This is a genomic window from Janthinobacterium sp. GW821-FHT03A03, assembly GCF_059421435.1.
Genome location: NZ_JBWKUZ010000019.1, coordinates 31,845 through 46,511, shown reverse-complemented (window position 1 = coordinate 46,511; position 14,667 = coordinate 31,845). Strand labels below are relative to the sequence as shown.

The window sequence follows — 14,667 nt, the reverse complement described above, 5'->3', positions numbered from 1 at the left end:
CAGAGCTGCTCTTACCACATGATGACGCGGTCTTTCGGTGGCAGATACATCTTGTCGCCCGGCTTCACGTCAAAGGCCTGGTAGAAGCCTGGCTGGTTGCGCATGGTGCCGTTGGCGCGGAACTGGCCTGGCGAGTGCGGGTCCGTTTTCAGCAAGACCAGTTGCTGGGCTTCGCGCATTTTCATGCGCCAGACCTGGGCAAAGCCCGCGTAGAAGCGCTGCTCGCCCGTGAAACCGTCGATGATCGGCGCTTTCTTGCCGTTCAGCGACAATTTGTACGCTTTGTAGGCGATCGCCACGCCCGAGTTGTCGGCGATGTTCTCGCCCAGGGTCAGCTCGCCGTTGACGAAGTGGCCCTTGACTGGGCTGAAGCCGTTGTACTGCGCCACCAGCTGCTTGGTTTTCCTGGCGAAGTTTTTATGATCGGCCTTGGTCCACCAGTCGCGCAGGTTGCCGTCGCCGTCGTACTGGGCGCCCTGGTCGTCGAAGCCGTGGCTGATTTCATGGCCGATGACGCCGCCGATGGCGCCATAGTTGACGGCGTCGTCCGCCTTGGCGTCGAAGAACGGCGCCTGCAAAATGGCGGCCGGGAAGACGATTTCGTTCAGTTCCGGGTTGTAATAGGCGTTCACGGTCTGCGGCGTCATGCCCCACTCGTCGCGGTCGATAGGCTGGCCCAGCTTGTTCAATTCGCGGTTGTAGTTGAGCAAGTGCGAACGCTGGATGTTGCCGATCAAATCATCGGGCGCCACCGTCAGGCCCGAGTAATCGCGCCATTTGTTCGGATAGCCGATCTTGGTGGTGAACTTGGCCAGCTTGATTTGCGCCTGTTTCTTGGTAACGGGACTCATCCAGTCGAGCTTGTCGATGCTTTGCTTGTAGGCCGTCATCAGGTTTTTCACCAGCGCTTCCATGCGCACCTTGCGCTCGGCCGGGAAGTATTGCTCGACGTACAATTGACCGACGGCTTCGCCCAGCGCGCCTTCGACGGCGCCCACGCCGCGTTTCCAGCGCGGACGCATTTCCGTCACGCCCGTCAGGGTGGTGCCATAAAACGCGAAGTTTTCATCGACATAGGCTTTCGGCAGGTAGCCGGCGTTGGCGTGCAGCAAGTGCCACTGGAAGTATGCTTTCCACGTTTCCAGCGGCGTCTTGTTGGCGATCTCGGCAAAACCTTTCAGGTAGCTGGGCTGGCTGACGATCACATAATCGACCTTGCCGGCGATGCCCGTGTCCTTCAGGTAGCGGGCCCAGTCGTAGCCTGGCGCCACGGCGGCCAGTTTCGCCAGTTCCACCTTGTTGTAGGTTTTAACCGGATCGCGGTTCTGCACATTGCTCCATTGCGCCTTGGCCAGCTCCGTTTCCAGCGCGAGGATGGCTTTCGCATTCGCGGCAGCATTCGCGTCGCCGGCCAGGCTCAGCATTTTTTCCACGTGGACCAGGTATTTGGCGCGCGTATCGGCCTTGCCCTCTTCCAGGTAGTAGTCGCGGTCAGGCAGGCCCAGGCCGCTTTGCACGATGTCGGCCACGTATTTGGTGGAATCCTTGGCGTCCTGGTGGATGCCGAAGTCGTAGGGCGAGGTCACGCCCAGCTTGCTGAAGTGGGCGATAACGGCCGGCAACTCCGCCTTGTCCTGCAGCGCGGCGATCTTCGCCAGCTCCGCGTTCAAGGGCGTCAGGCCCAGGCTTTCCAGCTTGGCTTCATCCATGAAGCTGTTATAAAAATCACCGATTTTCTGGGCGTTCGAGCCGGCCGCGCGGGCCTTGTCGGCGGCCGCGCCTTCGACGATGCCGCGCAGCTGCGTTTGCGTATCGTCGGCCAGCTTGGCAAAGCTGCCCCAGCTCGACTTGTCGGCAGGAATCACGGTTTCCGCCAGCCATTTGCCGTTCAGGTGCTGGAACAGGTCGTCCTGCGCGCGCACGGCAGGATCCACGTATTCGACGGCGATGCCGGACGTCAGCGCGGCGGCAGCGACGGCCGTGGCGGGAGCGGCAGCGGCTTTCTTGGCAGAATCAGCGGCGCCAGCCATGCCGGACACGCCGGCCAGCAAACTCAGGGTCAATGCACTTAACAAATAACGATTCACGGTTGTCCTCTATATTGTATTGTGTGAAATATAAGGGTCAGAAGGCCCAGGGCTTCTGGCCCGGTTTTTGACTGTAGCATACCGGCCGAAACGACAGAAAAAACTTTGGCAGGAATGCAAAAAAGACCACGCGAGGTGGTCTTTCTTGTTGCTACAGTAATACGTTTTCCGCGATGAAGCGCAGCCGCTTACCAGATGATGACGCGGTTTTCCGGGGCAACATACATCTTGTCGCCCGGTTTCACGTCAAACGCTTCATAGAAGCCAGGCTGGTTGACCATGGTGCCATTGGCGCGGTACTGGCCCGGCGAATGCGGGTCGGTCTTGATCTGCACGATCTGCTGCGCTTCGCGCATTTTGCTGCGCCACACCTGGCCAAAGCCCATGTAGAAGCGCTGGTCGCCCGTCAGGCCGTCCAGCACGGGCGCCGGCTTGCCGCCCAGCGAGATCTTGTACGCTTTATACGCGATCGCCACGCCCGAGTTGTCGGCGATGTTCTCGCCCAGGGTCAGCGCGCCGTTGACGTGGTAGCCCGGCAATGGGCTGTAGCCGTCGTACTGCCTGGTCAGCGCGTCGGCCTTGGCCGCGAAGTTCTTGCGGTCGGCCGGGGTCCACCAGTCGCGCAGGTTGCCGTCGCCATCGGACTGGCTGCCCTTGTCGTCAAAGCCGTGGCTGATTTCATGGCCGATGACGGCGCCGATGGCGCCATAGTTGACGGCGTCGTCCGCGTTGGCGTCAAAAAACGGCGGCTGCAGGATGGAGGCGGGGAAGACGATTTCATTCATCGTCGAGCTGTAATAGGCATTCACCGTCTGCGGCGTCATGCCCCACTCTTCGCGGTCGATCGGTTTGCCCAGCTTGGCCACCTGGCGCGCGGAACCGAAGTTGGCGGCGCGCATCATGTTGCCCACCAGGTCGCCCTGCACGATCTGCAGCTTCGAATAATCGCGCCATTTGTTCGGATACGCGATCTTCGGCGTGAACTTGGCCAGCTTGGCTTGCGCTTCCTTCTTGGTTTCCGGACTCATCCAATCCAGCGTGTCGATGCTGTCCTTGTAGGCGGCCAGCACGTTTTTCACCAGTTCCTGCATGTGCGCCTTGCGTTCAGCCGGGAAATATTGCGCCACATACAGTTTACCGACGGCTTCGCCCAGCACGCCTTCGACGGCGCCCACGCCACGCTTCCAGCGCGGCTGGTTTTCCGTCACGCCGCTCAGCACCGTGCCGTAGAAGGCAAAGCTCTCGTCGACGAAGTTTTTCGACAGGTAGCTGGCGTAGCTGCGCAGCAACTGCCATTCAAAATACGCTTTCAGGGTGTCCAGGTCGGCGGACGCCAGCACCTTGTTGTAGCCGGCCAGGTAGCTCGGCTGGTTGACGATGACGTAATCGACCTTGTTGGCGATGCCCAGGGCGGCCAGGCCGGATTTCAGGTCGTAGCCGGGGGTCAGGTCGTTCAGCTTGTTGATGTCGGTCTTGTTGTAGCGCTTGACGGGGTCGCGGTTCTCGACCTTGGTCCATTGCGCTTCGGCCAGCGATGTTTCCAGTGCGACAACTGCCTTGGCGCGGGCGGCGGCGTTCTTGTCGCCGGCCATGGCCAGCATCTTTTCCACGTGCGCCTGGTATTTTTCCTTCACGCCCGCCTGCTTGGCTTCCAGGTAGTAGTCGCGGTCAGGCATGCCCAGGCCGCTCTGGCTCACATACGCCGCATACTTCGTCGAGGCGCGCGCATCCTGGCCCACGTAGACGGCGTATGGCGTCGACACGCCCGTCTGGCTCAGGTGGGCGATCAGGGCCGGCACGCCCTTCTTGTCGCGCAGCGAGCGGATACGGTTCAGTTCGCCTGCCAGCGGCTTCGTGCCCAGCGACTCCAGCCTGGCTTCATCCATGTAGCTGGCGTACAGGTCGCCGATTTTCTGCGCTTCGGAACCGGCCTTCTTGTTCTTGTCCTTTTGCGTGGCTTCGATGATGCCGCGCAATTGCGGCGTCGTGTCGTCGCGCAGCTTGGCAAACGAGCCCCAGCTCGACTTATCCGCAGGAATCTCGGCCGTGGCCAGCCACTTGCCGTTCAAATGGGTAAAGAAATCGTCTTGCACGCGTACAGCGGGGTCGATGTACTGCACATCGATGCCGGAAACGACGCCGGCGGCGGCAGGCGCGGCGCCGGGCGCCACGGTTGGCGCGGCAACGGCGGATGCGGCGGAGACGGGTTCAGCGGCATGGGCAAACGCAGCCAACAGGGTCAGGGTCAGGCTGCTTAAGAGATATCGGTTCACGGATTGTCCTTATGGGGCATGTCAAAGAGATCGGGCGGATAGCCCGCCGCGCCAGGCGCTACGGGAATGTAGCACGCGGCCATGCCATTTGACCATCCTTGCCCCGGGAACTACCCGGGAATCGCCGCTCAGTTCGGCCAGACTCAAGGGACTTTCATTGTCCAGGCCGGCGAGCATGGGGCGGGCTGGAGCTTATCCATACAGATACAGCAGGTCGTCGATCAGCGCCCGCTCCTGTTGCGTGAACTGCGTGTCGCTGACCTGTCCGATATCTTCGAGCACACCCCGAATCGGCACTTGCCGTGACGGATCCTGAACGATGTCGATCAGCAGGCCGGCATCGGGATACCGCCCCTGCAGATACTTTTCAATCAGCGCTGTGAGCGCGGCACGTGCCTGCAAATCAGTTAACATTTTTTATCTGCTGCCAAGGAGGAAGCGCCAGTCTAAATGAGACTGCGCCCGCCGATAAAAAAAAGCCTGCGTCCGCGGACGCAGGCAAAACCACTTCGGGTCGAGAATGCGAATTCACTATAGGCCCGCCGCACATGCTTTTTTTCGACTCTTACAAATGCTTACTCCCCTCAAGAGTAACTATACATCGCATACAAAACCGCAACATATGGCAAGCCGGCAGCCCCGTTTTCACGCGTAGACTGGCTCCAGGCACGGATTTTCCACGGCCGGCCCACATGGGCAGAGATTCAGGTCTATACTTTCAGGAAAGCGCCGCTCCACGGGGACTGGCGCTTGTGCACGACATTCACAGGTGGAAATATGGGCAAACTCAAAAATACCGGCTTGATCGGCCTGGGCGTGGTGGCCGGCGTCGCCGTCTCGCTGCAATTTTCGGCGATGGCGCAAAAAACCGTCGAACCGCCCCTGCCCCTGGAAGAGTTGCGCCAGCTGGCCGACGTGTTTGGCCTGATCAAGTCCGATTACGTCGAGCCCGTCGAAGACAAGAAGCTGCTGGAAGACGCCATTGCCGGCATGGTCGCCTCGCTCGACCCCCATTCCGCCTACCTGGACAAGAAAGCCTACGCCGAGCTGCGCGAAGGCTCCGAAGGCAAGTTCGTCGGCCTGGGCATCGAAATCGGCCTGAGCGAAGACGGCTACATCCGGATCGTCTCGCCCATCGAGGATTCGCCCGCCTACCGCGCCGGCATCAAGGCCGGCGATTTGATCACGCGCCTCGATGGCCAGCCCGTCAAGGGCATCAGCCTGGACGACAATGTCAAGCGCATGCGCGGCGAGCCGGGCACCAAGGTGTCGCTGACCATTGCCCGCAAGGATGAACCGCAGCCGCTGGCCTTCACCATCACGCGCGAGGAAATCCATCAAAAGAGCGTGAAGGCGAAGATGGTCGAGCCGGGCTACGCCTGGCTGCGCGTATCGCAGTTCCAGGAACCGACCGTCGACGACATGGCCGCGCAGATCACGGCCCTGTACCAGCAAGACCCGAACCTCAAGGGCATGGTGCTGGACCTGCGCAACGACCCGGGCGGCGTGCTGCAGGGCGCCATCGGCGTCTCGGCCGCCTTCCTGCCGAAGGACGCGGCCATCGTCTCGACCAACGGCCAGTTGCCGGACTCGAAACAGGTGTTCTACGGCCGCGCCGAATACTATACCTTCCGCTCGGAAGGCGACGCGCTGGCAAAATTGCCGGCCGCCATCAAGAAAGTGCCGCTGGTGGTGCTCGTCAACACGGGGTCGGCCTCGGCCTCGGAGATCGTCGCCGGCGCCCTGCAGGACTACAAACGGGCCACCATCATCGGCACGCAAACCTTCGGCAAGGGTTCCGTGCAAACCATCCGCCAGCTGACGGCCGACACGGCCGTCAAGCTGACGACGGCCCGCTACTACACGCCGAACGGCCGCTCGATCCAGGCCAAGGGCATCGTGCCCGACCTGCTCGTCGATGAAAATGCGGACGGCGACGGCTTGAATGGCTTGCGCATCCGCGAAGCGGACCTGACCAAGCACCTGAGCAACGACCGCGACAAGGAAAGCGCCAAGGCCGCCCCCGTCAACGACGAAATGGAAGAGCAATTGCGCATCATCGCCCTGGAAAAGACCCGCAAGCCGCTGGAATTCGGCAGCAAGGACGATTTTCAATTGCACCAGGCGCTGAACCACCTGAAAGGTTTACCGGTGCAGCTGGCCAAGGCGGAACCGGTGGTGGTGCAGGCCGACGTCAAGAAAGAACAGCAGAAGTAAGCCGTCCCACGGGGGGCGCCATGCCCCCCGATCAGCCGTCCACGCGACAAAAATCAATCTTCCGCCACACTTCCCCCTGCCCCGCAACACGAAACTCTCTACAGTCGAGCCCGTTTGTGTAAAATTTGCTTCACTTATCGGCGCCGCGCCGATTGCCAAATTTGAAAGTTTAACCATGAAACAAGTCGTCATCAGCGGGACCGGACTGTACACGCCGCCATTTTCGATCTCCAACGAAGAGCTGGTCACCTGCTTCAATGCCTACGCAGAAAAGTTCAATGCCGATCACGCCGACGCGATCGCCGCGGGCACGGTGACGGCGCTGGACCTGTCGAGCGTGGCCTTCATCGAAAAGGCGTCCGGCATCAAGTCGCGCTTCGTGATGGAAAAGGAAGGCATCCTCGACCCGGCGCGCATGGTCTCGCGCATTGCGGAACGGGGCGACGACGAATTGTCCTTACAGGCGGAAATGGCGGTCGCCGCCGCCAAAGACGCCCTGGCGCGCGCCGGCCGCGCGCCGGCCGACATCGACATGGTGCTGGTGGCGTGCAGCAATATGCAGCGCGCCTACCCGGCCATGGCCGTGGAAGTGCAGGATGCGCTCGGCATCGATGGTTATGGTTTTGATATGAACGTGGCATGTTCGTCGGCCACCTTCGGCATCCAGCAAGCCGTGGCCGCCGTGCAAAGCGGCCAGGCGCGCGCCGTGCTGGTCCTCAATCCCGAAATCACCAGCGGCCACCTGAACTGGCGCGACCGCGACAGCCATTTCATTTTCGGCGACGCCTGCACGGCCATCATCGTCGAAGCGAAAGACACGGCCGTCTCTACGCACCAGTTCGAAATCATCGGCACGGAACTCAAAACGCGCTTTTCTAACGCCATCCGCAACAATTTCGGCTTCCTCAACCGTTTTGACGAGTCCGGCGTGGGCAAGGCCGACAAATTGTTCCGCCAGCAAGGGCGCAAGGTCTTCAAGGAAGTGTGCCCGATGGCGGCCGAGATGATCAAGGCGACGCTGGCCAAGGCCGGCGTGGAAGTGGCGCAAGTCTCCCGCTACTGGCTGCACCAGGCCAACCTGAACATGAACTTGCTGATCGCGCGCCTGATCCTGGGCCGCGACGCGCAGGAGAACGAGGCGCCCGTCATCCTCGACACCTATGCCAACACCTCGTCGGCTGGTTCGATCATTGCCTTCCATAAATATCAAGATGATATGGCGGCGGGCAGCACCGGCGTCATCTGCTCGTTCGGCGCCGGCTATTCCATCGGCTGCGTGGTCGTGCGCAAGGTGTAGGCGCCTGGGGGGCGAAGCGCCTGATTGCTTGAATTGGGCGCTGTTCGCGGTGGATAGGCGGGCGTTCGCGGCCAGCTGGACGAAGATATAGCACGGGTTTTTTGCAATAAAGCCGCAGGAAATTTTCCGGCACGGCCTTTGATGCGTTTATACTTGGCCGCTGAGCAACATCTTTTTCCATCCGCACCTCTCCATGAAGGAACCCCACACGCATGCCCCATGACATCAGCCTGATCACCACCATCGCCGCCGCCCTCGGGTTCGGCCTCATCTTCGGCTTCATCGCCGCGCGCCTGAAACTGCCGGCCCTGGTCGGCTATCTGGCCGCCGGCATCATCATCGGACCGGCCACGCCCGGTTTTGTGGCGGATGCGGAAATAGCGGGACAATTGGCGGAAATCGGGGTGATGCTGATGATGTTCGGTGTCGGCTTGCATTTTTCCGTCGAAGATTTATGGGATGTACGCAAGATCGCGCTGCCTGGCGCCATCCTGCAGATCGGCGTCGCCACGGCGATGGGCATGGGCCTGGCCCACTGGTGGGGCTGGAGCCTCGGCGGCGGGCTGATCTTCGGCCTGGCCCTGTCCGTGGCCAGTACCGTGGTGCTGCTGCGCGCGCTGGAAGAACGGGGCATCCTCGATTCGCTCAATGGGCGCATCGCCGTCGGCTGGCTGGTGGTGGAAGACCTCGTCACCGTCCTGGTCCTCGTGCTGCTGCCGGCCTTCGCCGGCGCGCTGGGCGGCAAGGTCGCGCCGGGCGCCGAGGCGGCCAGCCTGTGGCAAACCCTGGCAGTTACCTTGGGGCAGGTGGCCGGTTTCATCATCTTCATGCTGGTCGTCGGCCGCAAGCTGTTCCCGTGGATCTTGTGGCAAGTGGCGCGCACCGGCTCGCGCGAGCTGTTCACCCTGTGCGTGATTGCCGCCGCCGTCGGCATCGCCTACGCTTCGACCAAGCTGTTCGGCGTGTCGTTCGCGCTGGGCGCCTTCTTCGCCGGCATGGTGCTGCGCGAGTCTGAACTGAGCCACCGCGCCGCGGAAGAATCCCTGCCCCTGCGCGACGCGTTCGCCGTGCTGTTCTTCGTCTCCGTCGGCATGCTGTTCGAGCCGACCATCCTCATCGACAAGCCGCTGCAGGTGCTGGCCGTGTGCGCCATCATCATCTTCGGCAAGTCGATCGCCGCCTTCCTGCTCGTGATGGCCCTGCGCTATCCGCCGAAAACGGCCATCATCGTCTCGGCCAGCCTGGCGCAGATCGGCGAATTCTCGTTCATCCTGGCCGCCCTGGGCCTGTCCCTGGGCCTGATGCCGCAGGAAGGGCAAAGCCTGATCCTGGCCGGCGCCATCCTGTCGATCGCCCTTAACCCGCTCGTGTTCAGCATGGCCAAGCCGCTGCTGCGCGTGATCGGCAACAGCGATTTCGCCCGCAAGTTCGAACGCACGACGGACCCGCTGGCCGAGCTGCCGATGACGGTGCCGCAGGAAAAGCTCTCGGGCCAGATCGTCCTCGTCGGTTACGGCCGCGTGGGCCGGCGCATCGCCGCCGCCCTGATGGAGCGGGGCATCCATTTTGTCGTGGCCGAGGAAAACCGCGACATCGTCGACCAGTTGCGCAAGCAGGGCATTCCGGCCGTGGCCGGCAATGCAGGCGAACCGGCCGTGCTGATCCAGGCGCACATCACGCACGCCACCATGCTCGTCATCGCCACGCCCGACACCTTCCACGTGCGCGCCATGATCGAGACGGCGCGTGCGCTGAACCCGTCCATCATGACGGTGGTGCGCACGCACAGCGAGGAAGAGGCGGAATTGCTGCGCGCGGAAAACGCGGGCAAGGTGTTCATCGGCGAACACGAACTGGCCAATGGCATGGCCGAGCACGTGCTGCAGAGTTTTGATGCGGCGAAGAAGGGGCATGGCCATTAATAACGGCACGTGCAGCGCTATTTGGGGTCAGACCCGGCGGGACTCGGCGTCCCCGTCTGACCCCGGCCTTCGATTTATAAACTCGCGGCCAGCTCCGCCCCTTCGCGTATCGCCCGCTTGGCGTCGAGCTCCGCCGCCAGCGCGGCGCCGCCGATTTTATGGAAGCGGGGGCCGCCCGACGCAAGCGGCTTGCCGTCCTTGCCGACTGGCGGCATGAGTTCCGTCAGGCTGTCCTGGCCGGCGCAGATGACCACGTTATCGACCGCCAGCAGGCGCTGCTCGCCGCCCACGGTGATGTGCAAGCCCTGCCCGTCGATCTTGTCGTAGGTGACGCCGGCCAGCATGGCCACGCCGTTGCGGGCCAGCGCCGCGCGGTGCACCCAGCCCGAGGTCTTGCCCAGGCCCGCGCCCACTTTCGACGTCTTGCGCTGCAACAGGAAGATTTGCCGCACGGGGGTGGACGCGACGGGCGGCACCAGTCCGCCGCCGCTGGCCGCATCCAGGTCCACGCCCCACTCGCCGGCCCACGTGGCGACTGGCTGGGGCAGCGGGTGCGCCGGGTCGTGCAGCAGATACTCGCCCACATCGAAGCCGATGCCCCCCGCGCCGATGATGGCCACGCGCGCCCCGACAGGCTTCTTGCTTTGCAGCACGTCCAGGTAGGACAGCACTTTCGGGTGGTCGATGCCGGGAATGGCGGGCAGGCGCACCTTGATGCCGGTGGCGATGATGACGTCGTCATAGCCGCCGGCCAGCAACTGCTCGCGCGTGACGCGCTGGCCCAGGCGCAGCTTGATCTTCGACAAGGCGATGCGGCGCGCAAAATAGCGGATGGTTTCCGTGAATTCTTCCTTGCCCGGTATCTGCATGGCCACCTTGAACTGGCCGCCCACGCTGTCGCTGCTGTCGAACAGGGTTACCTCGTGCCCGCATTCATCGGCCACGGTGGCGGCCGACAGGCCGGCGGGGCCGGCGCCGACGACGGCCACCCGGCGCGGCACGGCCTTTTTCGCGTAGACGAGTTCCGTTTCATGGCAGGCGCGCGGGTTGACGAGGCAGCTGGCGCGCTTGTTGGCAAAGGTGTGGTCGAGGCAGGCCTGGTTGCAGCCGATGCAGGTGTTGATCTCGTCGGCGCGGCCCGAAGCGGCCTTGGCGACAAAGTCAGGGTCGGCCAGGAAGGGGCGCGCCATCGACACCAGGTCGCAGTCGCCCCGTTCCAGGAGGGCGTTGGCCTCGTGCGGCATGTTGATGCGGTTCGACGCCACCACGGGAATGGTCACTTCGCGGCGCAGCCGGCCCGCCACGGAGGCAAACGCGGCGCGCGGCACCGAGGTGACGATGGTGGGGACTCTTGCCTCATGCCAGCCGAAGCCCGTATTGAGAATGCTTACGCCGGCCTGCTCCAGCGCCTTGGCCACCGTCACCACGTCGTCCCAGCTATTGCCGCCCTCGACCAGGTCGAGCAGCGAATGGCGGTACATGATGATGAAATTGGGGCCGACGGCGGCGCGGATGCGGCGCACGATCTCCACGGGCAGGCGCATGCGGTTCCCGATCGTGCCGCCCCAGCGGTCCTGGCGCAGATTCGTGCGCGCGCACAGGAACTGGTTTAGCAGATAGCCCTCGCTGCCCATCACTTCGATGCCGTCGTAGCCGGCCTTTTGCGCCAGGCGCGCGCAGCGCACGTAGTCGCAGATGGTGCGCTCGATGCCCCGTTCCGTCAGGGGACGGGGGCGGAACGGCGAAATCGGCGACTTTTTTGCCGATGCCGAGACGACGAAGGGCTGGTAGCCATAGCGGCCCGCATGCAGGATCTGCATGACGATCTTGCCGCCCTCCTCGTGCACGGCGCGCGTCACCTTGCGGTGGTTCGGCACGTCGCCGAGGAAATTCAAGGTGCCGCCGAACGGCAGCAGCCAGCCTTGCCGGTTCGGCGAGATGCCGCCCGTGACGATCAGCCCCACGCCGCCGCGCGCCCGTTCGCGGTAAAACGCGGCGAGCTTGCCATAATGATAAAAACGGTCTTCCAGGCCCGTGTGCATGGAACCCATGATGACGCGGTTGCGCAAGGTGGTGAAGCCCAGGTCGAGCGGGGCCAGCAGATGGGGATAGGCAGTCATGGTCGGTCCGATAGAGATAGGTCAGCAGGCCGTACGGTAACAAGCATTGACGATCACCGCAGCGACTTTCTCTAGACCGGGAGTTCTAAAACCACGCCGGCGCCGCCGCGGGCGGCACACGCAGCTTGTGCCGGGCGGTACTTTCCCGTAGGCTAGGTAGCATGAAGCGACTCTTCCTCTGCCTGCTGCTGCTGTGCGCCGTCCCCGCTAGCGCGCTGGCGCAGGCGCCACGCCTGGAGCGGCTGAAGGTCGACGTCAAGCGCATCGAGGTCGACGGGCAGCGCATGTATGAAGTCGATGCCAGCGGCAGCGTGCTGGCGCCGCCGGCTTCCGTGTGGAAGACCCTGACCACCTACGAGCGCATGAGCGAATTCGTGCCCGACCTCAGTTCCTGCCGCGTGCTGTCGCGCAACGGCAATGAAGTGATCATCGAGCAGCAGGGCGTGGCCCGCTTCCTGTTCATGAACCACGGCATCCACCTGGTGGTGCGGGCCACGGAAACGCCGTTCACGGCCATCGACATCGCCCTCATTTCGGGCGACATGCGGCACTACGAATCGCGCTGGAATCTGTATCCGGTGCCCGAGACGGGCGGCACGCGCATCGTCTTTTCCAGTCGGCTGATGCCGGGCTTCTATGTGCCCGGCATGCTGGGCACGACCATGATACGCGGCGATATCGAGCGCATGATGGCGGCCGTGCTCACCCGCATCGACAGCCAGCACGCCGATAAATCCGGATAAATCAAGCCAGATAGGTGTCGCGGTCGCGGATTTCCGCGAAGTTTTCCAGGCTGCCCAGCTTCACGGTGACAGGGTTGAGGCTGGCCTGCGGCTGCATCGAGCGCCAGGCGAACAGCCATTCCTGTTCCAGGGCTTCGGCGCGCGTCTTGGTGAAGGCGGCGCCCAGGGCGGCGCGCTGGCCGTATTCGACGATGCCGTCAATGCCGGCCCAGCTGGGCAAGGTGCGCTGCACGGCGCGGTGCAGGCGTTCGCCGAATTCTTCCGTATTGTGGATGATCAAACAAGCGTCGGCCGGGGCGAACAAATCGAACAGTTTCTTGTCCCATACCTGCGAAAAGCTGAGGGTCAAACAATTGCCCGCCGGCGTCAGGCGGAACTGGCCCTGGCTCAGCGCCAGTTCGAGTTCGCTGCGCTGGCCGTAGCGGTGCAGGGTGGGGGGGCGTTTGTAATCGTGCATACGGGACTCGTTCTTCAATAGTAGGGTAAAACCGGCGCGGCCGCTTAACGGGGCGGACGGATATGGCGCCGGATGCGCTGGGCCCTGGCGGCCAGGTAAATTTCGCGCAGTAAATAAATAAAACAGCCGATCAGGCAAACCACGGCCAGCACGAAGAAGGCGGCGATGTATTTGTCCAGGGTCAGGTTCAGAATATCGCCCAAAAACAGCATGGCGATGATGACGCAGACGAAGAAACCGCACGCCGTGCTGAGGGAAATCGAATAATTGATCAGATGGGTACGCTTATAGAGCGTATCCAGCTCATCCATATAAAAATCGTTGTAGCCGATGTCGAGCCGGTCTTCCAGCACGCGCGTGCGGTCGATGATGCGGCCCAGGCGGTTGGTCAGCACCACCAGCATGGTGCCGATGCCGGTCAACAGAAAAACCGGCGCGATGGCCAGCTGGATGATATGGCCGATGTCGCCGATCTGTATGTTCATGGATAAAAAGTCGTGGGTTCACACCGGCGCCCGACCGTGGCGCCTGTACAGGCCATAGTGTAGCAGGTGGCGCGCGCCGGCCGGGCGCTTTGCGGCCTCATGCGAAGCCGCGCCCCGGCGCGAAACGCCCGGTGGCGCGCACCAGCGCCGAGGCGATGCCATGCTCCAGGGCGCCATGGCCGGCATCCGGAATCATTTCCAGCTGGGAACCGGGCCAGGCCTGGTGCAGGCGGTAGGCCGACAGCGGCGGGCAGATGGCGTCGTAGCGGCCCTGCACGATGACGGCCGGTAAATGCGCGATGCGGCCCATGTCGCGGATCAGCTGGTCTTCTTCCATGAAACCCAGGTTGGCCATGTAATGCGATTCGAGCCGGCCCACGCCCAGGTCCAGCGCGTCGTTCGGCGCATCTTCCGCTTGCGGCAGCAGATACACGCGCCGCCCTTCGAAGCGGCTCCAGGCCCGCGCGGCCGGCCAGTACACGTCCGGATCGCTGCTGAGGATGCGTTTCACGTAGGCCGCCAGCAGGTCGCCCCGTTCCTCGAGCGGTATGGGCGCGGCGAATTCCTCATACAGGTCCGGATAAAACCAGCGCACGCCGTCGATGAACCAGTCGATTTCCGCCTGCGTGCACAGGAAAATGCCGCGCAGCACGAAACCGAGGCAAGCCTCCGGATGCGCCTGGCCGTAGGCCAGCGCCAGGGTCGAGCCCCAGGAACCGCCAAACACCAGCCATTGCGCGATGCCGAACCGGGCGCGCAGCGTTTCGATGTCGTCGATCAGCAGCTGCGTCGTATTGTTGCGCCACTCGCCCAGCGGCGTGGACTTGCCGGCGCCGCGCTGGTCGAACAGGATCACGCGGTAGCGCTGCGGGTCGAAAAAGCGGCGGTGCTGCGGCGACAGGCCCGCACCGGGGCCGCCATGCAGGAACAGCACGGGGATGCCGTCGGGGTTGCCGCACTCTTCCCAGTAAATGGTGTGCACGTCATCGACGGCCAGCATGCCGTGCCGGTTCGGCGACAGGACGGGGAACAGGGGAGTGAGGGAATCGGGCATGGCGAGCGGTCC

Annotated in this window: 11 protein-coding genes; 4 read left to right on the top strand and 7 right to left on the bottom strand. The window is 63.1% G+C overall.

Features of this window, described 5'->3' with window-relative positions:
• Positions 1-11: 11 nt before the first annotated feature.
• The 3 genes from AC07VI_RS24145 to AC07VI_RS24135 form a co-directional block, all read right to left on the bottom strand.
• Positions 12-2,087, bottom strand: coding sequence for a M13 family metallopeptidase (locus tag AC07VI_RS24145; RefSeq protein ID WP_086144406.1), 2,076 nt, complete (start codon positions 2,085-2,087; stop codon positions 12-14).
• Between the two features lie 188 nt (positions 2,088-2,275).
• Positions 2,276-4,360, bottom strand: coding sequence for a M13 family metallopeptidase (locus tag AC07VI_RS24140; RefSeq protein WP_492992110.1), 2,085 nt, complete (start codon positions 4,358-4,360; stop codon positions 2,276-2,278).
• Positions 4,361-4,552: 192 nt separating this feature from the next.
• Positions 4,553-4,774 (bottom strand): hypothetical protein, encoded by a 222-nt coding sequence (locus tag AC07VI_RS24135; protein WP_086144404.1) that lies wholly within the window; start codon positions 4,772-4,774, stop codon positions 4,553-4,555.
• A 363-nt stretch (positions 4,775-5,137) separates the two neighbouring features.
• Here AC07VI_RS24135 and AC07VI_RS24130 point away from each other — a divergent pair, with 363 nt between their 5' ends.
• The 3 genes from AC07VI_RS24130 (at position 5,138) to AC07VI_RS24120 (ending at position 9,796) form a co-directional block, all read left to right on the top strand.
• Complete coding sequence (locus AC07VI_RS24130) at positions 5,138-6,577, top strand: S41 family peptidase (RefSeq protein WP_086144403.1); 1,440 nt, start codon at positions 5,138-5,140, stop codon at positions 6,575-6,577.
• Positions 6,578-6,752: 175 nt separating this feature from the next.
• A complete protein-coding gene (locus tag AC07VI_RS24125; RefSeq protein ID WP_099374845.1) occupies positions 6,753-7,874 on the top strand; it encodes a beta-ketoacyl-ACP synthase III in 1,122 nt (373 codons plus the stop codon).
• 212 nt (positions 7,875-8,086) lie between these two features.
• A complete protein-coding gene (locus AC07VI_RS24120) occupies positions 8,087-9,796 on the top strand; it encodes a cation:proton antiporter domain-containing protein (protein ID WP_086144401.1) in 1,710 nt (569 codons plus the stop codon).
• Positions 9,797-9,870: 74 nt separating this feature from the next.
• On the opposite strand, the gene AC07VI_RS24115 is transcribed toward AC07VI_RS24120, so the two are convergent.
• Positions 9,871-11,916 carry an NADPH-dependent 2,4-dienoyl-CoA reductase gene (locus tag AC07VI_RS24115; RefSeq protein ID WP_099374844.1) on the bottom strand — a complete coding sequence of 682 codons (2,046 nt, stop codon included), beginning with the start codon at positions 11,914-11,916 and terminating at the stop codon, positions 9,871-9,873.
• A 161-nt stretch (positions 11,917-12,077) separates the two neighbouring features.
• Here AC07VI_RS24115 and AC07VI_RS24110 point away from each other — a divergent pair, with 161 nt between their 5' ends.
• A complete protein-coding gene (locus AC07VI_RS24110; protein ID WP_172404668.1) occupies positions 12,078-12,659 on the top strand; it encodes an SRPBCC family protein in 582 nt (193 codons plus the stop codon).
• A 1-nt stretch (position 12,660) separates the two neighbouring features.
• On the opposite strand, the gene AC07VI_RS24105 is transcribed toward AC07VI_RS24110, so the two are convergent.
• The 3 genes from AC07VI_RS24105 to pip all read right to left on the bottom strand — a co-directional run bounded on the left by AC07VI_RS24105 (position 12,661) and on the right by pip (position 14,655).
• Positions 12,661-13,116 (bottom strand): hypothetical protein, encoded by a 456-nt coding sequence (locus AC07VI_RS24105; RefSeq protein WP_086144399.1) that lies wholly within the window; start codon positions 13,114-13,116, stop codon positions 12,661-12,663.
• A 44-nt stretch (positions 13,117-13,160) separates the two neighbouring features.
• The gene (locus tag AC07VI_RS24100; RefSeq protein ID WP_086144398.1) at positions 13,161-13,601 is read right to left on the bottom strand and encodes a DUF2721 domain-containing protein; all 441 of its coding nucleotides are present in this window, start codon (positions 13,599-13,601) and stop codon (positions 13,161-13,163) included.
• Between the two features lie 97 nt (positions 13,602-13,698).
• Positions 13,699-14,655, bottom strand: a complete 957-nt coding sequence (gene pip / locus AC07VI_RS24095; protein WP_086144397.1) for a prolyl aminopeptidase — start codon at positions 14,653-14,655, stop codon at positions 13,699-13,701.
• Positions 14,656-14,667 lie beyond the last annotated feature (12 nt).

What these genes read in the sequence shown, in the direction of transcription:
- AC07VI_RS24135 (WP_086144404.1), bottom strand. Translation starts at nt 4,774, where the DNA reads ATGTTAACTGATTTGCAGGCACGTGCCGCGCTCACAGCGCTGATTGAA.
- AC07VI_RS24130 (WP_086144403.1), top strand. Translation starts at nt 5,138, where the DNA reads ATGGGCAAACTCAAAAATACCGGCTTGATCGGCCTGGGCGTGGTGGCC.
- AC07VI_RS24125 (WP_099374845.1), top strand. Translation starts at nt 6,753, where the DNA reads ATGAAACAAGTCGTCATCAGCGGGACCGGACTGTACACGCCGCCATTT.
- AC07VI_RS24120 (WP_086144401.1), top strand. Translation starts at nt 8,087, where the DNA reads ATGCCCCATGACATCAGCCTGATCACCACCATCGCCGCCGCCCTCGGG.
- AC07VI_RS24115 (WP_099374844.1), bottom strand. Translation starts at nt 11,916, where the DNA reads ATGACTGCCTATCCCCATCTGCTGGCCCCGCTCGACCTGGGCTTCACC.
- AC07VI_RS24110 (WP_172404668.1), top strand. Translation starts at nt 12,078, where the DNA reads ATGAAGCGACTCTTCCTCTGCCTGCTGCTGCTGTGCGCCGTCCCCGCT.
- AC07VI_RS24105 (WP_086144399.1), bottom strand. Translation starts at nt 13,116, where the DNA reads ATGCACGATTACAAACGCCCCCCCACCCTGCACCGCTACGGCCAGCGC.
- AC07VI_RS24100 (WP_086144398.1), bottom strand. Translation starts at nt 13,601, where the DNA reads ATGAACATACAGATCGGCGACATCGGCCATATCATCCAGCTGGCCATC.
- pip (WP_086144397.1), bottom strand. Translation starts at nt 14,655, where the DNA reads ATGCCCGATTCCCTCACTCCCCTGTTCCCCGTCCTGTCGCCGAACCGG.